A 21,369-nucleotide genomic window follows, 5' to 3' on the forward strand; every position below is an offset into this window, starting at 1 on the left:
GCAATGAGCCAGAATGTCTTCTGGCCGATCTCTCATGTTGTGATTGGCAGCCATCTGCATACGGAGATGCGCGGACGAAAGCCGGCATCCCCTTGCAATGACATGCCTCATTTATGCTGCCACTTATATTACGGCGAAGATCGGGTTGACCGATTTAAAGCAGATAGAAAGCAAAATTGAAAATACACTAGTAGTCCGATTCTGCTTCCGCAATCCTGAGATGAACCATGCGTGCGGTAGACCTCATACACGCTTGTGCTGATACCTGCCTCATCGACCCAGCGGCAAATCGCACATGCTCGCTCAACAGTGCGAGGACGTTGAGCACCGTTTCTCTACTAGACCGACGCGCGACGCAATGTTCACAGAATCGCATCAATAACGGGAGCATGGATCGAAACTCGCCGGCAAATCTCGCCGATCGGGCGGGACAATCTTCGCCATTGCAGTTCCCCGTGTTACTGCGTTACTTTTCCGACAACGTAGCTTGTCGCATTATGTGACCAGCGCTGACAAGGGAGGGGCAGATGCAGTTACACATGCTGGTGACCCGCCCGATTCGGGCATGCGCGCTATCGGTGCTCCTCGCACTGCTTTGCGCGGACTCGAAGGTCGTTGGGCAGTGGGCTCGCGTCCAGTGGCCGATTCCATCGCAACCGGCGCCAAAGTACGTCCTCGGTATGCATCACGATGTCCGAACCCACGTGAAGCGTGTGGATTTTGTCCTCGATCGGGCGGCCCAGACAGAAGAAGAGGCGAAAAAGAAACGCAAGGCGGAGCAGCGCCACCCCGCAGCGTCTGGAGTCAAACCAGTTACAAAAGCCGCTTCTGCACCTGCGGCCAATTCCGACGCCGCTACACGGACGGAGCCTGCTGCGCAGTCCGCCGCGCCCAAGCCAGCGCCATCCGGAGGCGCTGCGCCCGCGACGTCTGATGCTCTGCTCAAGCCGGCGTCATCTGCTTTAGCCTCGTCTGCCGCTGGCGGTGCCGCGTCAGCCCCCACACGACTGCAAGAGACAAAACCGGGTGCAGCCGCAAACACGACACCGCAATCGGGCGGCCGACCTCCACGGCTTACCAGAGACCAGTTAATGGCGTTGATACCCGGCGCCACCATCCTGAGAGAAAACACTGCGGGTGCGCTGCGACAATGGGTCGACGTCCCTGACGGCACACTGACTGTCTACTGGGCGGGCGGCGGTTTTCTGCAGTCGCAAAGCGCCAGCGGCAAATGGAGCGTGACCGATGATGGCCGCTTCTGCCTTCAGATTGACTGGAAAGACAAGCCTGAAAACTGGTGCCGCTTTTTGGAGCGAACGCCCAAAGGCGCGTATCAACCGGTCCCGGACACGGCGGACGAAAACTGGACTCCACCGAAGGATCAAACAGATTGGCGGCCGCTGACCATTCGCCGCTAGCGTGCGTGCCAGGCCGACTGGCGTCATCGGTACGCCTCGGCGACTTTCCGCTGCAACTTGCCGCGAATCTTCGCAACATCAATCCCGGCCTGACCGGGCACGTCCGCAAATGGGATATATCGAGCAGGCGTATGCAGCAGATATGCCTGCGTCTCATCGATGACGATCGTGTCGCTCGGGTCGTAGCCCATGTTTTCGAGCTGGCGAGTCAGCTCGGCGCGCTCCGCATAGCTGAGCTCGTGCCACCAGAACGAGCGGCACGCGTGCGCGTACGCATCGTTCGAGAAGTATTGCCAGTGACCGAGTTCATGGCTGAGGATCGCCGTCCGCACGGGCGCATCGATCGTCTCGCCGCCAGGCGTCTGGCCGAGCCCCGGAATCGTGACCAGAAAGTCGTGCGGGCTGCGCGGCTCCCATTTGCCGTTACGCTCGACAATCAGCCCCATCTGCACGATCACGCGTTGCAGCGTACGTTCGCCCGGTGTCAGTTCCAGATGCTGCTGGCGTGCCGCGTCGAAGAAGTGCGCGAGTTCGATCGCGCTGAAATTGTTGCCCGCCGTCAGACCCGCCGGATCCGCGCCGAAGCGCCGCGCGTGATTCGCGATCGCCGCCATCGTGACGATACGATCGCGCGGCATATCGCGACGCTCGAACAGCGCGACCACGCGTGAAAACATCGCGCCCTGCTCGGCCAGACCCGGCGCGTGCATCACATACAGGCCGGGACGGTCGGTAATCGCAAAGAGCGCGAGCGACGCATCGCCCGGCAGCGATGCGTCGAGTTGCGCAAGTGGAATGCGCCGCACCTCGACATGCTCGCTCTGAGTTTCGAGCCGCGCCATGCCCGCTTGCGCACGGGCGTCATCTGCGAGGCATCCCGCGAGTAACAACAGCACGCAAGTCGCCGTCAGACCGATGCCGCGTGAGCAGGAATTTTTCATTGCCACCGATACAACGGTTCTTATCTAGTTCGTCACGGTCACGATCGTCACGCGGCGGTTTTCCGGTGCGGTCGGATTGCGCCTGTTCAGCGGCTCCGACGATCCCTTGCCGACCGACGTCAATCGCTCGGGCGCGATCCCGTCCTTCTGCGTCAAATACTGGACGACAGCCGCGGCCCGATCTTCCGACAGCTTCATGTTCGCATCGGCCGCGCCGCGCGGGTCCGCGTGCCCTTCGACACGAAAGCGGTACGCCGCGAGCCGGTCCGATTGCAGCGCGTGAGCCACCTTGTCCAGCGCCGCTTGAGCGCTGTCCGTGAGTGTCGACGAGTTGGTGTTGAACGTGATCAGCATTTGCAGCGATGCCGCTTTCGCCGGGGCTGCGGGCCTCGCCGCCGCGCCGGGCTTGTTCGACAGCACGAAGCCGCGTGTGACGATGTTGTCGCCGTTGTCCTCCGGCGTGAGCGCTTTGGTCACCGAGTTTTCATCGATGTCCTGCTCCTTGACCACCGGGTCTTCCGCACGCGCGACGTTCACGCATGCGATCACACATAGCGCGGCTATCCACGCCCCGCGCGCAGGGCGTCCCGTCAGAAGGGAAACGATTGAGCCAGACATACCCCGACCTCCGATCAATGCCTACACTGTCCACCGCTTTCGACCTTCGAGCGGTTCTCGCACTGCAATTGCGATTGCCGTTTCAGGCACAAAGACATGCGCCATTACAGGCGCTATACCTTGCGCAAGTCGACAACCGACCGCCACCCGCTGCGCGCCGGATCGAGCAGACCGACGAAGCGCTCGCCGTCCGGCAATCCCGGGCCGCCCAGCAGCACGGCGGGCATCGCGTCCGATCCTTCCGTCCACCACGCACCCGATCCCGGCGCCGCGTAGCGGGCGAGCAACGCGGAGAAGCAGTCGGACGCGCCGTCAGCCTGCTCCGCTTCAATCGCTTCAATCGCTTCATTCGCTTCTTGCCCAGGCACCACCTGTTCCGCCGGACGAAGCCGCCACGCAGGCGCAGGTGTTTGCGCCGGCGCCGCTGTCAACGGCCCCCACGCATCGAGCTGCGCATCGAAATGCTCCAGCACGAAATCCGCGTCGAGCGTCGACAGCGCGCGCCGCGTGGCCTCGTCGTACCAGGCTTGCGCTCCGTCGAGCCAGTTCGCGACGTCGTCACGCGCAAGCGGCGCGGCGAGCGTGAACGGAAAATAGCGTCCCACCCGGTCGACACCCGGCATCAGCACACCCGCCCACGCCAACTCGCCGCACACGCCGGCGCCGAGCGCAAAACACCAGACCGGCGCATTCAGATAGACGGGGAGCCACTGTGCGCCGAACCATCGCTGCGCGTACAGCATGCCCTGCTGCAGACACGCATCCCACGGCGTGACGAATCCGGACGGCAAACGCCGCTTCACGAAGTCTCCATGCGTGCGCACCTTGCCGAAAAATCCGGGCGCCTGGGCGACGAACGCACTCATAGCCGGTCAGGACAACGGAACTGTTCGAATACCCCTCTACGGAACGGATTCGTCACGCTGCTCGCGTCCAGCTGCAGCACGAGCGGGTGGCCGTCCGACTCGAAGGTCGCCTTGAACCGGTCCGCCTGTGCGCTCGGCTGCAAGCGCGCGTTGTCCATCAGATGCAGCAGCGCCCACGGTCCATCCGCCCGCGCCGAGTCCCCCGATGGGTCGAAATCGACATGCGCCTGTCCCGTGCCTTTGCCGCTCGGCCACTGAAACACCATCGATTGATCCACGTGGGCGGCAACGAATTGCTGCCCGTCGATATCGATGGTGGCGTGGTCGATCGCAGGATCGATGTCGAGTACCTTGAGCGTGAAGCGAACCGACACATCTCGCCCGCCCGCGCGGAAGAATGCATCCCTGATCTGCGCGGCCCGCTGGAACTGCACAAGCACGTCCGCTGGAATACCCAGCGAATCGGCGCCCTGGCGCCAGCGCCATTGCGGTCCGGACATGTCGACCAGCGTCGCCAGGTTCTTCTGGAAGAAATCGTCGATCAGGCCGCCTGGCGCGAGCACCCGTCCGAAGTCATCGGGCGCCGCATCGCGCGTGGAACTACGTACCAGCGGGTAGCGGCCATCGAGCGCCTGCCGGCACAACTGCGCGACATTGGCCTGCCACAGCGCATTCAGCCGTGCGCGTTCGCCACCGACCATCAGCATCGCGCCGCCACTCGCGATGTCGTTGGCCACATTCGCCAGCGGTGCAGGCGCGCCCTGCGCGACGAGCTTCAGCTTGTTCAGCGCGTCGCCCGGCGGCGCGGGCAGTCCCTGCTTGCGCGCCGCGTCGGATGCTTCGAGATACGACGCCGCGTCCTTGAGCGCCGCGAGCTGCGTATCGAGCGGCACGGGCCCCGTCGCGCCGGGCTTGCCCGCGAGATCGTGCAGCGCCTGGAAGTGCGCATCGACGGGATTGACCTGAGCGGGCGGCGGCGCGGTCTCGTCCGGCTGGCTGCCGAGCGCGCTTTCGAGCCGCTTCTTCACGGCGTCGAGCTTGTTGTTCAACGCACTGACGCCCTGCTCGGCCAGCGAGCCGCCCGTCTTCACCGTGCCGAGCGTGGTCTCCTGGGCGGCCGCGAGCATGAATGCCTTCAACGGCGAATCGGGCGCGCCGAGCACGTTCGCCACGCGCGCGCCCTTCTCCACGCCGTCGAACGGCACCACGGCGACATCCGCCAGCAGCGCGTCCCACTGCCTGATGTACTCGTCGTAGTAAAGCTGCGTCATCGTCGACTTCAGATCGTCGATGGCGTTCGGCGTCAGCACCGACTCCTCGCGCCCGAGCACCCAGTTGTCTCTCGCGACATCGACGACGGCCTCGTCGCGCAACTGGCCGAACTTCTGATAGCCGGCCCGCGTGTATGCGCCGGAGACGCCGCGCGTCAACGGCGCACCGCTCTTTCTGACCAGCACCAGCGACGCGTTGCGGCCGGCCGCGGCCGCAACGCTGAACGGCGGCAACTTCGCCTGTTCGAGATCGCGCGCGACGCGATTGAACATGCGTTGCGCGAGCGGCATCCGCGCGAGCGTCGTGCGCGCCTGCGCGATCAGGTTCTTGTCGAGCGGCAGCGACGCATCGAACTGCGCGGGCTGGAACAGCGCCGCGAGATGGCCGTCGATGTCGTTGCGCTGATCGTCGCTCGCATCGTGCAACGGCCCGCGCCGCCAGTCGATGTCGGCCCACAGCCGCACGGAATCGGCGTCGAAGTGAGCCGGATCGCCGAGCATCAGGTACGCGCGCAGCACCTCGTACTGAAAGTCGGGGTTGTTCGCGTCGCCGCGCCGCAACTCGTCCTCCATCCTGCGCACGACGAGCGGCAGCAACGTCTGCTTCAACAGACGCCGGTAGCTCGCCTGCGCTTCGAGGCCCAGCTTGTCACCCTGATACAGCCCGAGCCGCGACAGCCACGGCACGCGCTTCTCGCGATCGGCGTAGCCGCCGGGCAGGTCGCGCGCCGCGTTGAGCAAGGGCAGCAGCGCGAGCGGATCGTCGCCCGCGCGAGTGTTCTTCGCGAGCTTCTGCAACTCGGTCACACGTTGCTCGACATTGCCGATATAGGCCTGGTTGCGCTGATAGCTGATGAAGAACAGCACCAGCGCAAGCACCGCGGCAATGCCGATCAGCCCGAGCGCGATGCGCTGCAGCCACGTGCGGCGGCGCTCCAGGGTCGGATTGGTGCCCGCCAGTCCGGCCTCCTGAAAGACGACGTCGCGCATCAGCCGCGTGATGAAGTACGCGCGCCCGCTTGCCGGGTCCGGCAACACGACCTGACGCTGCAAGCCGAGCGCCGCCGCAACCGCGCTCATCACGCGGTCGATCGGCCGGCCTTCCTGTGTGCCGCTCGTGAAATAGACGCCGCGCAGCAGCGCCGCCTCATCGAAACGCGAGGTGCTGAAGGTTTCCTGCAGAAACCCCGTCAGCACGCTCTCGAGCCCCGCGAACTGCTGCGGGAAACCGTACACGAGCGCGCGGCGGCGCGTGTCCGTCTCTTGCTGCATGCGCCGCAACACGCGGGCCTGCAACTGCTTTTCCAGCGCGGCGAACTCGCCGGGAAATGACGCCAGTGCCTCGTCCGGTCCGCCTTGCGCCGCATACGGAAACGTCACGCCCCACACCTGTTCGCGCTCGTCGCGGCCGAGGTCGTCGAAGAATTCCGCGAAGCCTGCGAGCAGATCGCACTTGGTCACGACGACGTAGACGGGAAAGCGCATCCCGAGGCGGGTGTACAACTCCTTCAGCCGTTCGCGTACAGCGCCCGCCTGCACCGCGCGCTGCGTGTCGGACAGTTGCAGCAGATCCTGCACCGACAGCGCGACGATCACGCCGTTCAGCGGGCGTCGCGGCCGATATTTGCGCAGCAGTTGCAGGAAGCCGCTCCATGCGGCCTGGTCGGCTTCGGCGAAGCTGTCCTGCGTGGTGAAACGGCCGGCCGTGTCGAGCAGCACGGCGTCGTCCGTGAACCACCAGTCGCAATTGCGCGTTCCGCCGACACCCCCGACTGCCTGCTTGCCGAGCCGGTCGGCGAGCGGAAACTTGAGGCCCGAATGCAGCAGCGCCGTCGTCTTGCCCGTGCCGGGCGCGCCGACGAACATGTACCACGGCAACTGGTAGACGTACTGACTACCGAAGCGCCCTTTCACGCGCGCCTTGCGCAGGATCGCCATCGCCTCGTCGAAGCGCTGCTTCAGCGCGGCGACATCGGCTTCCGATTCCTTCCTGCCGGGTTGCGGTGCGGCCTCGGCAACCACGCGCGTGAATTTCACGTTCGCGAGCCGCACCATCAGCCAGCGCACGCCCCAGTACAGCGCCCAGAGCGCGAACAGCACCGCGATCACGATCCAGCGGTGCGCGGCCGATTCGAGCGGCGCCTTGCCCGCGAACGCGAGCAGCGGCCCTTCGATCCACACGATCAGCGCGAGCGCCAGTACGCCGAGGAACGACAGCACGATCGGCCGCCTGAGCCAGCCAAGCAGTTTCATGGGCATCCACCTTCGAGGTGCGTCGTACGGAGCGCGAGCGGATTCACGATGCCGCCCCCGGCGCGAGTAGGGTGATATCGACGCGGCGGTTCTTCGCGCGGTTCGCGGGCGAGTCGTTCGGCGCGATGGGCTCGGTGTCGCCGCGGCCTTCGGCTTCGAAACGCCCCGGCGTGCCCGTGCGCGCGGCGAGCATGTCCCGTACGACATCGGCACGTGCCTGCGACAGATGCCAGTTCGACGGAAAACGCGCCGACAGCAGCCGCTGGTTATCCGTGTGCCCGGCGACGACCACGTGGCCCGGCACGTCCTTGATCGCATCGCCGATACGCTGGATCAACGGGATATAGCCCGATTCGAGCTCGGCGCTGCCCGACGCGAACAGCCCGTCGCCCTTGATCTCGACGACGGTCCGGTCGGGAAGTTCGGCGACATGCACGAGCCCTTGCGCGATTTCCGGTGCAAGAAACTGCGACAGCTTCGGTGCGAGCGCAGGCGGCGGCGCGGCCTTCGCGGCAGCGAGCGGCGGCGGTGCGACGCGCACGCCGTGCAACGCCGCGAACACGCGGTCGGACTCGTCGTTCAGGCGCAGGCTCAACACCAGATGCACGGCGACGAGCAACACGCATGCGATCGCCGCGGCGACCCACAGCGGCACCAGTTGCAACAGCGGCTTGCGCTCGGTCTTTTCGGGCAGCCAGTGCACCGACAGATCGCGTTCGGCGGCGCCGCGTTGCGAACGGATCATCGTTTCGAGGCGCTCGCGGATCGTGTCCAGCTGCGTGCGGCCACCGTCGATCAACCGGTAGCGGCCTTCGAAGCCCAGCCCGAGAATCACGTAGATCAGTTCGAGTACGTCGACGTTCCCGGTGGGGTTCTGAGCAAGCCGCTGCAGGATCAGAAAAAAGCGCTCGCCGCCCGACGCCTCGTTGTGAAAGGTCACGAGCAGGCTGCGGCTCGCCCACATCCCCGCGCCCCACGGCGTACTCGAAATCGCCTCGTCGAGAAAGGTGCACAGGCAATAGCGCGACGCGCCGAGCTTTTCGTCGTCGATGCCGCTCGCGCGCCCTTGCGTTTCGAACGTGCGCATCATCTGGATCAGCTGGGTGCGCAACTCTTCGACATTCGGATGGGTCGGCAGCTGGCGCAGCGGAACCGCCAGCTCCAGCAGCGGATTGGCCGCGCGCAACAGCGGATTGAGTCCGCCCGTCTGCGCCGGGATCGGCGCCGCCGTCGCCGCGGCCGCGACAAACGCGGCGCGCGCGCCGCCGGGCGTCGGAATCAGGATCGTCGCGCCAGGATCATCGAGCGGGCCGCGTGGTTCGTCTGGAGTCACGATGAGTGTCCTCGATCAATGCGTCAGCGGCGAATGGCCCAAAACTCCATCGCCAGCCCCGGAAAGTCGCCCGCGACGTGCAACGCCATGCCGGCGGACGTCGCGAACTGCTTCCACAAATCGTTGCCGCGATCGAGCTCGAAGTACGTGAAGCCCGCATGAAACGGCAACTGGCGTGGCGCGACAGGCAGCGCGCGCAGCCCGACGCCGGGCAACTGCAGGTTCACCAGATCGCGAATGCGCTCGATCGGCCCAATCTTCACCTGCGGCGCGAAGCCCGTCAGGATGTGCTCGGCCGGCATCTGCGCACGCACGGCCAGCACGAAGGTCGCCGAAGCGAACAGGTTCTTGTCCGGCACGAGCGCGACGCGCAGGCCGTACTTGCGCTCTTCGAGCGGAATCGACACGGCATGGGGGTCCATCACCATGCTGAGCGACGCACGCAAGTCGTCGATTACCGGCGCGAAGGTTTCCCGCAGGCGGTCGTGCCGGTACACGGGATACGTCGGCGGGCGCTTGCCCGGCTGGCTGAACGTCGCGAGTTCTCCCGCAAGCTGCACCGCGATCTGGTACAGCGCTTCCGGATGCAGTCCCGTCATCGTCGACAGATGCGCCGCCAGCGGCTCGTGGCGGTTGATCAGTTGCAGCAGCAGGAAGTCCGACACTTCCGCGACGCCTGTCACGCCAGGCTGCGCAAGACGCGCGGCGAGCACCTCGCCACGCTGATGCAGCAGGCCGACGAGGTCGTCGACGAACGCGGCAAGACGCCGCCCGACCCGGTAGTCGAGACACGGCGGACTGTAGTCGTTTTCGAGCACGACGCGGTTGTCGGGCAACCGTTCGACGACGCGCACGACGCCAAGCACCGCATACGCATTCGCGACGTCCGCTTCCAGCGCGAGCCGCACGCGCAGCTTGCCGATCTGCATCAGCGCCGGTTCGGCGTTCGGATCGTTGCTGTCGGCGACTTCGCGCTCGGCCACGCGATGCCGCGCAAAGTTTTCTCCGCTGTCTTCGTTGCCCGTCTCGGCAACGCCCGGACGGCGCACCGGCAGCGCCAGCGCGACGAGCGTATTGCGTGTGCCTTCCGGAATATCGAGCGGTTCGGGCAGATCGTCGTCGGCGGGCAGATTGAACGGTGTGCCATCGGGCATCACACCCGCGCACGACAGCAGCGCAACCTTGCCGAGCTTGAGCAGTTGCTCGTCGATTTCGAGCGCGGTCAGCCCCCAGCTATACGGACGAAGACATGCGGCCCGCGTCTCCAGCTGGGTCTGCAGATAGCGGTCATGCTGCTGCAGATGCTGCGGCTGCAGGAACATCCCCTCCGACCAGATGACTTTGCTGTTCCAGGACATTTTTTCTCGTGTCTTCTCGTGTCTTTAGCGTGGCCTGTTCCCGCGACGGGAAACGGTCAATGGTGGCTGGTCGGGTCCGTCTTGCCGGTCTTGCGCGCGGTGTGCAGCGCGTCGATCTGCGCCTCGTACGCATCGTTGAACGCCTTGCCGAACAGCCTCTGAAAATCGTCCTGCGCTTCGCGTGCGACGTCTGCCTCCCGCTCTACGAACAGATCCCACAGCTTTGCCTTGCGGTTCGACAGCACCTTGTCGAGCACGCCACCCTCTTTCAACTGGGCCTCGATGCTGGCGGGATCGAAACGGCCGAGCACGTCGGCCAGCGCCGCGCGCATGCCGACGATCACCGCGAGTTCATGCGATTCGATGTCGTTGAACGCGCGTTCGAGCGCTTCGGCAGGCGGTAGATAACCGGCGCCGCGGCCCGTGAGCATCTGCGCGAGCGCGCTGTCGACATCGGGGAAAAATTTCAGCGGATTGTTGTCGCGCGCCACGATCAGCGTGACGTCGAGGCGCGCTTCGCGCCGCGCCATCGAACGGGCGCGCAGCACGGCCATCGTGCCGCGCAGCGCTTCGCGCAACATCGTGCCGACGAGCCGCGCGAGTTCCGCCGGCGGCAGGTTCGGCATGCGCGAGGGGTCGAGACCTAGCCCTTCGAGCAGCGCCGCGTACGGATCGCCTTCCGAAGCCCTGTCGTGCGAGGCCGCAGGGTCGGGCCTGGCGGACGGAGCGGCCGCAGGCGTTGCCCTCGGCGCGGGCTCGGCCGTTGCAGCGGCGGCGCATGCAGGCTCGCGTTGCCTGGGCGGAGGCTGTTGCGCGGCCGGCTCTACGGGAGCAGGAACAGGTTCGACGGGAACGGACATCGCCGCAGCCAGCGAAGCTGCGGGCGCGATCTCGGTGGGATCTTCCGGCACCAGCGGCGGCCCGGCGGCCGGTGCGAGCAGGTCGTCGAACGGTGTCGCGACGTCATGACCGGCAGGACCGTCGAGCAGGCCTCGTGACAAGCCCGTCGGGCCGCCCGGCGACGCGGGGACCGACGGCGCGGGGGCGTGCGCTGGGGCCACGCTCGGCGCAGACGTAAACGCATTGAACGGTGCATCGGACGGCGGCGCGGCGAAGGGTGGCGACGCGTGCGCCGCTCCCGCCTGCACGCCGCCCGGTTGCACCGGCGTTTCCCATTGGGCGAGCGCATCCGCGAGCGGATCGTAGTCGGCGGGAATACCGCCCGACGACGGGCTCGCGACACTCGGCACGACAGGCGGCATAGCCGCATGCGATGCCGGGCCCGGCGCGGCGAACGCCTGAAACTCCGGCGCGACATGATCGCTTTCCGACCCCGCGTAGCGCGGCGCCGACGCAATCGGCGGGCGTTCGCCAAACGCAGGCTGTCCGAGGGGATCGAGCGCGCCGAGACCAAACGGATCGCCTTGCGCATCGGCGGGCAACGGGCCGCCAAGCACCTTCACCGCCGCCAGCGGATCAGCCAGACCCGTCACGCTGCGCGCGCCCGTCGCGGCGCGTTTCGCAATCGTCACTTCGAGCAGATAGGTGCCGATCATCAACCGGTCGCCATTCGCGAGCCGCGCCTCGCGCGTGCCGCCCAGTGCGCGCTGGTTCAGCACGCTCGGATTGCTGCCGAGATCGCACAGCAAATACTCGCCGCCGCGGAATTCGATGCGCGCATGCACGCGCGAAATGGCGCGCTGCTGGTCGGGCAGCACCAGCGTGCAATCGGTCGCGCGGCCGATGGTCCCGCCCGTCGGTCCGAACTCGACCGCAATCGGTTCGGCGACCGGCTCGTCATTGAAGCGCACGACGCGCAACGAAAGAATCGGATCGTTCACTTGTCTCCCCGGCCCCAACGGCCAAGCATCGCGTCATGATTTGAGCTTTTTCGTGCCATCGTCGGCGTCCTTCGGCGCGGTCGGCGCGGTCGGCGACGAGCCGCTGCCCGAGCCGGCCGAACCGCCGGAATTCAGCAGGATCGGCGTACCCGATACGGCGACGCTCGCGGGCCCCACCACCACGAACGCGCCGCCCGCCTTCAGCGTAATGCTGACGCCCGCTTCGATCACGACGTTCATCCCCGCCTTGATATGCACGTTCATGCCCGCATCGAGCGCGTAATCCATGCCGACTTTTTCCTGCAACTTCTGGCTGACGTTCAGCGAATCGTTGCCGTCCACCTTGGCGTTGCGGTCACCCGTCACGCTGTCGTGCCGTGCGCCCGTCACGGCGATGAACTCGTTGCCCGTGACCTTCAGATGCCGGTCGTTGCCGACGTTCGTCAGCGTATCGTTCTTGATCCACGTTTCATGATCTTTTTCCGCGTGGAAGAACAGTTGCTCGCTGCCCTTCGTGTCGTCGAAACGCATTTCGTTGAACCCGCTGCCGCCTTTGGTCGAATTGCTCTTCAACGTCGACAGCGCGGAGTTCGCGGGCAGGTCGTACGGCGGCATCGTGTTCGCGTTGTACACGCAGCCCGTGACGAGCGGCCGGTCCGGATCGCCTTCGATGAAATCGACCAGCACCTCCTGGCCGATGCGCGGAATGAAGAACGTGCCCCAGCGCTTGCCTGCCCAACTGTGCGACACGCGCACCCAGCAGCGCTTCATCCGTTCGTTGGCGCCGGACGGAGGCGCGAACTGCTCCCAGTGAAACTGCACCTTGATGCGGCCGTATTTGTCGGTCAGGATCTCGTCGCCGTCGGGACCGACCACCATCGCGGTCTGCGGACCCGCGACAAGCGGGCGCGGCGTGATGCGTTCGGCGCGGAACTGGTTTTCCTTACGCAACGCGGTGAAGCTGCAATCGAAAAACGGCAGTGCGCGGTGATCGCTGTCGCTCGACACGTAGGTGTCGGAGTTGATCTCGTACTCGGCGCTCATCACGAGGTAGTCGTGGTTCTGCGCATCGCACACATGGTCTTGCAGCTTGAAGAGTCCGCCCGGCCACATGCCACGCGCACTCGTGCGTCCGCTGATGCTGTCGTTGCGCGCCTGGCGTATTTCCACGCCGACTTTTGCGTAGCGGTCGCCATCGCCCGACTCGACGTGACCGCTCAGATGTTCCTGCATCGTGTACACGGGCGGGTCGTAGACCTTCGGCCTCGTCGCTCGCGACAGCAAACCCTGCTGGTTGCTCGACGACGGCTTCTCGAAGTCATACTCGTTGACTTCGTACTTGCCCGTCTGCAACTCCGCGCCCGACGACCATTGGTAGACGCACTCCTTTTCCTGCTTCGGTTCGTACCAGCCGTCGTACGAGATCGTCGCGTAGTGATCGATCGGCGCATGGACGTCGGTGGAATCCGTCATCACCAGCGTGTGCTTGCCGCCTTTGTGCTCGAAGTAATAGTAGATGCCCTCGTGCTCCATCAGCCGGCTGACGAAGGCAAAATCGGTCTCGCGATACTGCGCGCAATGCTCGAGCGACGCATAGGTTGCCGAACATTTATTGCTCAGATCCACGTCGTAGTCCTGCAGCACTTTCGCGATGATGTCCGGCACCGTCATCTCGTGAAAGAAGCGGCAGTGGGACGCACGCGTCAGCAGCCACAGCCGTGGCCGCACCATTGCTTCGTAGCGCGCCATGCGGTTGCGCGTCTTGTCGCCGGGCGCGACGAGCCGGAATGCGGTGACGATGCCGTTGATCTGCCGCTCGCCATCGGACGGCAAGTCGATCGCCACCGAGATATCCTGGCCGAGCACGTCGCCGGGTTTCAGGTCGTTGCTCATGCTGAGCAAGTCCAGATGAAACTCGCTCAAGCGGCCCAGTTCCTCGCGGCCGGTCAGGCGCAGGAACAGCAGGTCGCTGCCGGCAGGTGCGCAACTGACGGTGACGTGTCGGGAAGTGTCCTGGCTGGTCATGTCACGGAATCATCGTCTTGACGGTGGCCGGGTTCACGATCGTGACCACGCCGCCCCAGTTGCACATGCACTTCGATACGTTGTCGAGCGACGGCTGGTTGCCGAGCAGCACCGTCGGCGCACCCGGCACCCACGGCGACATCGTCGCGGGCACGCACGGCATCGGCGTCAGCACGCCGAGCGCAGCAGTCGTCGCCGCGGCCACCGTCGGGTTCGCGAGCGAACTGCACACGCCGAACGGCATGATGTTGACGAGCGGCACGTGGTCCATGATGTTGGCCGCGGGCGGCCCCTCGCCCATCACGCGATTCACGGGCAGGACGACGAGTGTCGACGGCGCGGCGCCGAACGAGCATTGCAGCGTCGCGCCCATGCTGACCTGTTGCGGCATATGAATACTCCGTCAAACGTGCAGCGCGCACTCAATCGAACGTGTAGACGAACTCGCCGTCGCGCGCGCCGATCTCCACCTTCGACACCGTCGTGCCGTTCATCATCCTCGTCAGGAACTCGTTGCTGATATGCGGCAGCAAGGTGTTCGTGAGGATCGCGTCGATCATCCGGCCACCGCTTTCCAGTTCGGTGCAGCGGCTCGCGATGAGCTTCACGACGTCGTCGTCATACGCGAACGGAATCTTGTGCGTCGCGCGCACGCGCTTGTCGATGCGTCCGAGTTGCAGGCGGATGATCGCGCCCAGCATCTCGTCGGACAACGGGTAGTACGGAATCACGACCACCCGTCCGAGCAGCGCCGGCGGAAACACCTTCAGCAGCGGCTCGCGCAGCGCCTTGGCGATGCCCTCGGGCTCCGGCATCAGTTCGGGGTCTTTGCACAGATTCGTGATCAGGTCGGTGCCCGCGTTGGTCGTCAGCAGGATGAGTGTGTTCTTGAAGTCGATGACACGTCCCTCGCCGTCTTCCATCCAGCCTTTGTCGAAGACCTGGAAGAAAATCTCGTGCACATCGGGATGCGCCTTTTCCACTTCGTCGAGCAGCACCACGCTATAGGGCCGGCGCCGCACCGCCTCGGTCAGCACGCCGCCTTCGCCATAGCCGACATAGCCCGGCGGCGCGCCCTTGAGCGACGACACCGTGTGCGCTTCCTGATACTCGCTCATGTTGATCGTGATGACGTTCTGCTCGCCGCCGTACAGCACTTCGGCGAGGGCCAGCGCGGTCTCCGTCTTACCCACGCCGGACGTGCCCGCGAGCATGAACACGCCGATCGGCTTGTTCGGATTGTCGAGGCCGGCGCGCGACGTCTGGATGCGCCGCGCGATCATCTCGGTTGCGTGGCCCTGGCCGATGATCCGCTTGTTCAGGTTCTCGGCGAGCTTCAACACGTTCTCGATTTCATTGCGGACCATCCGGCCCACGGGAATCCCCGTCCAGTCCTGCACCACCGAGGCAACAGCCTGCTGGTCGACGGTGGGGAGAATCAGCGGATCGTCGCCCTGATGTGCGGCGAGCTTCGCCTGCAATTCGCGCAACTCGGCAAGACGCGATTCGCGGGCGTCGTCGTCGGCAGGCGTCGAAGGCGCCGCTTCCGCCGCGCCTTCGACCTTGCCCGTCTCGTTGCGCAACTGCCCGCGCAAATCGAGGATGCGTGTCACCAGTTCCTTTTCCGCCTCCCAGCGCGCTTCGAGTTCGGACAGACGCGCTCGCTCGTCCGTCACGCGCGCGGTCGCCGTCGCAAGCCGCTCGCGGGTGTCGACGCCGACGGCCGTCTCTCTTCCGATGATCTCCAGCTCGGTTTCGAGCGCGGCGATGCGCTTTCTCGAATCGTCGACGGAAGGCGGCGTCGCGTGCTGGCTCACCGCGACGCGCGCGCACGCGGTGTCGAGCAGGCTCACGGCCTTGTCGGGCAACTGGCGCGCGGGAATGTAGCGATGCGACAGCCGTACGGCCGCTTCGAGCGCCTCGTCGAGCACCTGAACCTTGTGATGCTTTTCCATCGTCGACGTGATGCCGCGCATCATCAGGATGGCCTTTGTCTCGTCAGGCTCCGGCACCTGCACGACCTGGAAGCGGCGTGTGAGCGCCGGGTCTTTTTCGATGTGCTTCTTGTATTCGGCCCAGGTCGTCGCCGCGACGGTGCGCAGCGTGCCGCGCGCGAGCGCCGGCTTCAGCAGGTTGGCGGCGTCGCCCGTGCCCGCCGCGCCGCCCGCGCCAACCAGCGTATGCGCTTCGTCGATGAACAGAATGATCGGCTTCTCCGAGGCCTGCACTTCCTCGATCACCTGGCGCAGCCGGTTCTCGAACTCGCCCTTCATGCTCGCGCCCGCCTGCAGCAGGCCCACGTCGAGCGTGCGCAACTGCACGTCGCGCAGCGTCGGCGGCACGTCGCCCGCGACGATGCGCTGCGCGAAGCCCTCGACGACGGCCGTCTTGCCGACTCCGGCTTCGCCCGTCAGGATCGGATTGTTCTGGCGGCGCCGCATCAGGATGTCGACCACCTGGCGGATCTCCTCGTCGCGCCCGACGATGGGATCGAGCTTGCCGTTGCGCGCCTGCTCGGTCAGGTCAGTGGTGAAGCGCTTGAGCGCTTCCTGCTTGCCCATCGCGGCGGGCGGCACGGTGCCGCCGTCATCGCCTGTATGGGCCGACTGGGCCGCGGCCTGAGAGCCGTCGCTCGCGGTCATCCCCGCTTCGGGCGAACTGCCGAGCAGGCTGTCGAATTCATCGACGAGAGGATCGAGCTTGACCCGCTCGAACTGGCGCGAGATACCGTACAGCCCGTTGCGCAGCGACGGCGTCTTCAGCAAGCCGACCACCAGGTGACCCGTGCGCACCTGATACTCGCCGAACAGCAGCGAGCCGAACACCCAGCCGCGCTCGACGGCTTCCTCGACCTGCGACGAGATATCGACCATCGACCCCGCGCCGCGCGGCAGCCGGTCGAGCGCTTCCGTCAGATCGCGCGCGAGCGCCGAGGGCTCGATGCCGAAGTGCTTGACGATGCGGTGCAGATCCGAGTCCTGCAACTGCAGGATCTGATGGAACCAGTGCACAAGCTCGATATACGGATTGCCGCGCAACTTGCAGAACACGTTTGCGCTTTCGATTGCGCGATAGGCCAGCTTGTTCAGCTTGCCGAACAACGCTGCACGTCGGATTTCGGCCATTTTGCTAGTCCTTCGGTGAGTGTTGGGATGACGGCTCGCTCGCGCGCGCGTCGCTATGCGCGGGCTCGCCGGATCGTGCGGACAATGAAGCGGGATGCAAGCGCAGCTGACGCTGATCCTGCGTGACCGGGCCGCTCAACAGCCAGCTCGTGTAGCCGAGCCGCGCGCGGCGTCCCAGTGCAAGACGTGGCACATCTTCCTGCCTGAGCCACAGGTTCACGTCCCAGTCGAGACCGTCGCGCACGTAGTTGCGCACCCAGTCGGTGAGGCGCCGCAGACTGTCGCCGCCGGGCAGAAAGCGTTCGTAATCGGCGAGCGTCAACGGCCCGACGACGATGCGGAACTTGTGCTGGCAGTCCCACACGCGCGCGCCGAGCAGCGTCGAGACGCCGAGCCCCGACGAACCGTCTCGCGCGCCCAGGCGCGAGAGCGTGTCACGCGGCAGTTCCATCCAGTGGCCGACCCACTCCTCGATCCGCACCGGCAGGTTGAAGAAACGCGCGAGGATCAACTGCAGACCGGCGGCGGGACGTGTCGGGCCCGCCAGCAGGCCGGCGAAATGCAGCTTCGCGAAGTCGGGCACGGCGTCGCGCTCGCGCAGCGCCGCCTCGGCCAGACCGAACGTGCTGCCGACATAAACCGAAAAACGGTCGCGCTCCGGCCGGTCGAGACTCACGGCAGGCTGCGCATTGGCCCATGCCCGATAGAACAGCGACACCATCCGGTGCTGGAAGATGTCGAGAAAGCGCGCAAAGGTCGGGTCGTTCGCGTTGCGCGCGCGATCGCGCACGTACTCAGTCAGATGCACGGGCAGCGGGCCATGCGGCCCCATCAGGCCAAAGAAATTGACCGCGAGCCGCGCGGGGTGCCCATCGTGCGCCGGCCTTAACACACCGAGCGTGGTCGGGTGGAAGATCAGCTCGGGTTCCTGCGAGAAGCGCACCGCATCGTCGCGCGGACGCAGCGATTCGCCGATTCGCGGTTTGTCCCGCCAGGCGTTCTCGATGAGCCGCACGGCCTGGTAGAAGTCGAAGCGGCAGGCGTTCGCTTCGAGTTCGCGCAGCAGGGTCAGAGGGTCCGACATTGTCCGACCCTCGCTGGCCAGCGCATGATCTCGCCGCGCGACAGCGTTCTGACTACCGTCTCGGCGAACGAATTGATCGATACGTATTGTGCAAAGTAATGCGACAGCACCGCGCCGAGCAGAAACGCGCCGGCGCCTTCGAACGCGGCGTCGTCGAGTGTCAGCGTGATCGCGAGGCCGCGCCCGAACACGATCGGTCCTGTGCACGGCAGACGGCGCGTGACGGGATGCGATCCGATCGATTGCAAGCCTTCGATCATGCGTTGCGCCGCCGGATCGTCGACGGGGCAATAGAGGCTCAGCAGATCGCGCATCGCGCGGGCGCCCTCTTTGGCGTCGCTATCGACGAGCGATGCATAGTTCAGCGACAGGTGACTCAGCAGCCGCCAGGCGACTGCGCCATGCGCATACGACGGCAACGGCCGGCTCGGGCCACTCACGCAGCGCACCGTTTCGACGGGCGCCTCGACGTCGAGTGTGAAATCGCTCGCACCGACGCCGATCGACAAGGTGAGCGGCAAGTCGCGATTGGTGCACAGCACCTGTAGACCGAGCTGGCGCAAATCGCCGCGAAACGGCGCGTTCGCCGCATCGACGAGCGCGATGAACGTCTCGCTGCCGATGTAGCTGGTGCGCTGTCCGCGCTCGGCCTGACGCGACGAGCGCACGCGCTTGTCGCGCCGCACCTGGTAGTACGCGCCTGCGCCATAGCCCGCGCCGAGGTCGCGCGCGTGATAGAACGGTTCGAACTTCTGCTCGGCGGCCGCGCCCGCGCCATAGCCGGTGACTTCCTCGATCCGGTAGACCTCGAAGTCCATCGGCCGCGTGCGATCGGCCACCACGTGATATTCGAACTGCTCGGCGGACAGCGCGATCCGGTCAGTCCGGCGCGGAAACAGGTTGATCACGGGCGTGCAGTGGAGCGCGAAATTCGATGCGTCGACCGCCTGTTCGAGCATCGGGTCGCCGCGCTTCAACAGCACGATCACTTCGACCTCGTTCTCGGCGCAGCGGCGCAGCGCCTGCTGCAAGCCGTCGATCGCAACGAACATGAAGCGCGGCGCGAAAGCGAAGTATTCCTGCAGCAGCCGGTAACCCCGAAAGGATTGCTTGCTGACGGGCAGCAACGCTTCGTCTTCCGAGAAACCCATCGGCGCGACCGACGTAGCGGGCAATTGCACATGCCAGGTCGCGGGACGCGACACCGGCATCACGACGACGCCTATCGCCGATCCGACGAGCCGCTCGTAAAGACGCGTCGGCATCGAGTCAGTGCCGCGCAGATAGAGCGCCAGCCTGTCGAGCTTCAACTGATTGATCTTCAGGCCGCCCGTCGCGCGCAGGCGCAGCCGGAGGCCCGCCTTGACGCCTGCCGGCAGCGCGATATCCGCGCCGCCCAGCGAGCCGGAATGCGTGAAGAACTTCGCATCGGCGATGTCGAGCGGCCACAGCGTCAGGTCGTGCGCGCTGCGATATTCGCAACGCGTCGAACCGTTCTTGTCGAGCAGGCTGCGCAAGGCGCTGCCGCGCGGAACCTTCACCCCTTCCGCGAGACCCGCGTTGCTCAGATCGGGTTGAATCTGCACGACGGCCATCGACGGCGTCGGCGCCAGATAGTGTGGATAGACGAGTTCGGTGAGATGCTGCGTGAAGCGTGGAAACTCCGCATCGATCTTGAACTGCACGCGCGCGGCGAGAAAGCTGAAGCCTTCGAGCAGCCGCTCGACATACGGGTCCGCGCATTCGAGGCTTTCGAGCCCGAGCCGCCCGGCGATCTTCGGATATTCTCTGGCGAACTCGCCCCCCATTTCCCGCAGGTGCTGGAGTTCCGCGCTGTAGTACTTGATCAGTTCCGGGTTCATGTTGTCAGCGCGCGCCGCTTTGGTCGATCACCCTGATTTCCCCCGCCTCCAGATCCAGTTCAGTCCTGAAATAGAGTCGCTCCGGGTACGGCTGGGCCCACAGATCTCCTTCGATCAGAAACGATACCGTGTTGTGCTGCGCCGTAGTCTCCTCGACCTGGATCGCCGTCACGCGCACTGTCTCGCGCAAGATGCGCGGCTCGAACGCCCAGATCGCATCGCGCACGTGTTTTTCGAGCTTTGCCGGATCGACGCCCGACGCCGTCTTGCCGGCAATATCAGGAAACCCGTAGTTCAACACCGACGTGCTCACGTACGGATAGCCGGACACATCCTGCACCGACGCAAGGCCGTTCGCGTTCAGCAGCCACGCGAGATCGCGCTGCACGCTCTGGCGCAACGCGCGGATCGACAGCACCCGGTGTTCGCGCGCCTCCTGCTTGACCTCAGGCTCGTGATCGGTCAGCCGGTCGAGCAGCGACGGTTGCAGCCGGTCACGTGTGCTCAGTTCAGCCATGATCGCGCGCGGCGTCAGCGCCGCCCTCGCTGTCAGGCGCAGCCTCGGTCGCCAGTTCGATCGTGCGGATATCGAGCAACGCGTAGTCGTTCGCGCTGGTCGTCAGCATGCGTTGTCCAACCGGGCGCGCGTCGGCCGCATCGCCGCCGATCCAGTCGGTCAGATGCGCGAGCGACAGCGCACTTTTCTTTTCCGCCAGCGTGCCGGCGTAGCGCGTCGGAATCAGCCCGACCGCCTGGCCTTCATTGGCCCACGTGAAAATCGCCGGCGTCCACACGCGGTCGCGCAGATCGGTCGGCGCTTCGATCTCGATACGCTTGATGCGGAAAAACGGCACCCAGTAGTAACGGCCGTTGAGCACCGTCTCGAGTGTCGGCCCGAGCCGCATGTCGGCATCGGCGATCCACTCGAACGGTTCGCCGTTGATGCTGCCCGACGTGGCGGGCGCATCGCCGAGCGCCTGCTCGCGGGCATTGACAGCGGCTGCATGATCGCCCGCGGCATCGAGCCGCAATGCCTCGACCAGCAGCGCGAGCCAGCCGGTCGGCTCGCCGAAAATCAAAGGCGCGCGCGCACCGTTGAAAACTTCTTCGCGCAACGCTTCGCATTGCAGCGCCTCGCGATAGGTTTGCACCATCGGCAATGCTGCCGCGTCGAGGTCGCCCGCCACATTGAGTTGCGTCAACGCACGGTCCCATGAGCCGAGCACGGCGAGCAACTGGAACAGAAACACCCGGTGCGCAGCCTTCGACGGATCATTCCGAACCTGCATTTGCAACAGACGCAGGCACTCTTCCAGATTGCCTTCGCGCAAGCTTTCTTCTGCCGTCATGTCAGTTCGCTCCGTCGGGCCGGTT

General features: G+C 65.5%; 15 protein-coding genes. 1 reads left to right on the forward strand and 14 read right to left on the reverse strand.

What is annotated here, in order from left to right:
- The first annotated feature begins 1,091 nt into the window (after nucleotides 1-1,091).
- Nucleotides 1,092-1,418 carry a DUF995 domain-containing protein gene (locus tag G3N95_RS03575; protein ID WP_205968556.1) on the forward strand — a complete coding sequence of 109 codons (327 nt, stop codon included), beginning with the start codon at nucleotides 1,092-1,094 and terminating at the stop codon, nucleotides 1,416-1,418.
- 23 nt (nucleotides 1,419-1,441) lie between these two features.
- On the opposite strand, the gene G3N95_RS03580 is transcribed toward G3N95_RS03575, so the two are convergent.
- The 14 genes from G3N95_RS03580 to G3N95_RS03645 form a co-directional block, all read right to left on the reverse strand.
- Nucleotides 1,442-2,314, reverse strand: a complete 873-nt coding sequence (locus tag G3N95_RS03580; protein ID WP_346778348.1) for a hypothetical protein — start codon at nucleotides 2,312-2,314, stop codon at nucleotides 1,442-1,444.
- A 69-nt stretch (nucleotides 2,315-2,383) separates the two neighbouring features.
- Nucleotides 2,384-2,977, reverse strand: coding sequence for an OmpA family protein (locus tag G3N95_RS03585; protein WP_205968558.1), 594 nt, complete (start codon nucleotides 2,975-2,977; stop codon nucleotides 2,384-2,386).
- Between the two features lie 113 nt (nucleotides 2,978-3,090).
- Nucleotides 3,091-3,843: a type VI secretion system-associated protein TagF gene (tagF, locus tag G3N95_RS03590; protein WP_205968559.1), complete on the reverse strand. Its 753-nt coding sequence runs from the start codon at nucleotides 3,841-3,843 to the stop codon at nucleotides 3,091-3,093.
- Entirely contained in the window at nucleotides 3,840-7,367 is a 3,528-nt protein-coding gene (gene tssM / locus G3N95_RS03595) for a type VI secretion system membrane subunit TssM (RefSeq protein WP_205968560.1), read from the reverse strand. The genes tagF and tssM overlap by 4 nt, the downstream gene beginning before the upstream one ends.
- Before the next feature lie 43 nt (nucleotides 7,368-7,410).
- Nucleotides 7,411-8,700, reverse strand: coding sequence for a DotU family type VI secretion system protein (locus G3N95_RS03600; protein WP_205968561.1), 1,290 nt, complete (start codon nucleotides 8,698-8,700; stop codon nucleotides 7,411-7,413).
- Between the two features lie 23 nt (nucleotides 8,701-8,723).
- On the reverse strand, nucleotides 8,724-10,058 hold the full coding sequence (tssK, locus tag G3N95_RS03605) for a type VI secretion system baseplate subunit TssK (RefSeq protein WP_205968562.1): 1,335 nt from the start codon (nucleotides 10,056-10,058) through the stop codon (nucleotides 8,724-8,726).
- A gap of 56 nt (nucleotides 10,059-10,114) precedes the next feature.
- Nucleotides 10,115-11,899 carry a type VI secretion system-associated FHA domain protein TagH gene (gene tagH, locus G3N95_RS03610; RefSeq protein ID WP_205968563.1) on the reverse strand — a complete coding sequence of 595 codons (1,785 nt, stop codon included), beginning with the start codon at nucleotides 11,897-11,899 and terminating at the stop codon, nucleotides 10,115-10,117.
- Nucleotides 11,900-11,932: 33 nt separating this feature from the next.
- On the reverse strand, nucleotides 11,933-13,924 hold the full coding sequence (gene tssI / locus G3N95_RS03615) for a type VI secretion system tip protein TssI/VgrG (RefSeq protein ID WP_205968564.1): 1,992 nt from the start codon (nucleotides 13,922-13,924) through the stop codon (nucleotides 11,933-11,935).
- A gap of 1 nt (nucleotide 13,925) precedes the next feature.
- Nucleotides 13,926-14,315: a DUF4280 domain-containing protein gene (locus tag G3N95_RS03620; RefSeq protein ID WP_147235930.1), complete on the reverse strand. Its 390-nt coding sequence runs from the start codon at nucleotides 14,313-14,315 to the stop codon at nucleotides 13,926-13,928.
- 31 nt (nucleotides 14,316-14,346) lie between these two features.
- Nucleotides 14,347-17,049, reverse strand: a complete 2,703-nt coding sequence (tssH, locus tag G3N95_RS03625) for a type VI secretion system ATPase TssH (protein WP_205968565.1) — start codon at nucleotides 17,047-17,049, stop codon at nucleotides 14,347-14,349.
- A 4-nt stretch (nucleotides 17,050-17,053) separates the two neighbouring features.
- On the reverse strand, nucleotides 17,054-18,133 hold the full coding sequence (gene tssG, locus G3N95_RS03630; protein WP_205968566.1) for a type VI secretion system baseplate subunit TssG: 1,080 nt from the start codon (nucleotides 18,131-18,133) through the stop codon (nucleotides 17,054-17,056).
- Nucleotides 18,118-19,995: a type VI secretion system baseplate subunit TssF gene (gene tssF, locus G3N95_RS03635; protein WP_205968567.1), complete on the reverse strand. Its 1,878-nt coding sequence runs from the start codon at nucleotides 19,993-19,995 to the stop codon at nucleotides 18,118-18,120. Before tssF ends, tssG begins: the two co-directional genes overlap by 16 nt.
- Nucleotides 19,996-19,999: 4 nt before the next feature.
- On the reverse strand, nucleotides 20,000-20,512 hold the full coding sequence (gene tssE / locus G3N95_RS03640; protein ID WP_205968568.1) for a type VI secretion system baseplate subunit TssE: 513 nt from the start codon (nucleotides 20,510-20,512) through the stop codon (nucleotides 20,000-20,002).
- Nucleotides 20,505-21,344: a type VI secretion system accessory protein TagJ gene (locus G3N95_RS03645; RefSeq protein WP_205968569.1), complete on the reverse strand. Its 840-nt coding sequence runs from the start codon at nucleotides 21,342-21,344 to the stop codon at nucleotides 20,505-20,507. Before G3N95_RS03645 ends, tssE begins: the two co-directional genes overlap by 8 nt.
- Between the last annotated feature and the right edge of the window lie 25 nt (nucleotides 21,345-21,369).

The sequence above is a fragment of the Paraburkholderia sp. Tr-20389 genome (assembly GCF_017104565.1).
Taxonomy (GTDB): domain Bacteria; phylum Pseudomonadota; class Gammaproteobacteria; order Burkholderiales; family Burkholderiaceae; genus Paraburkholderia.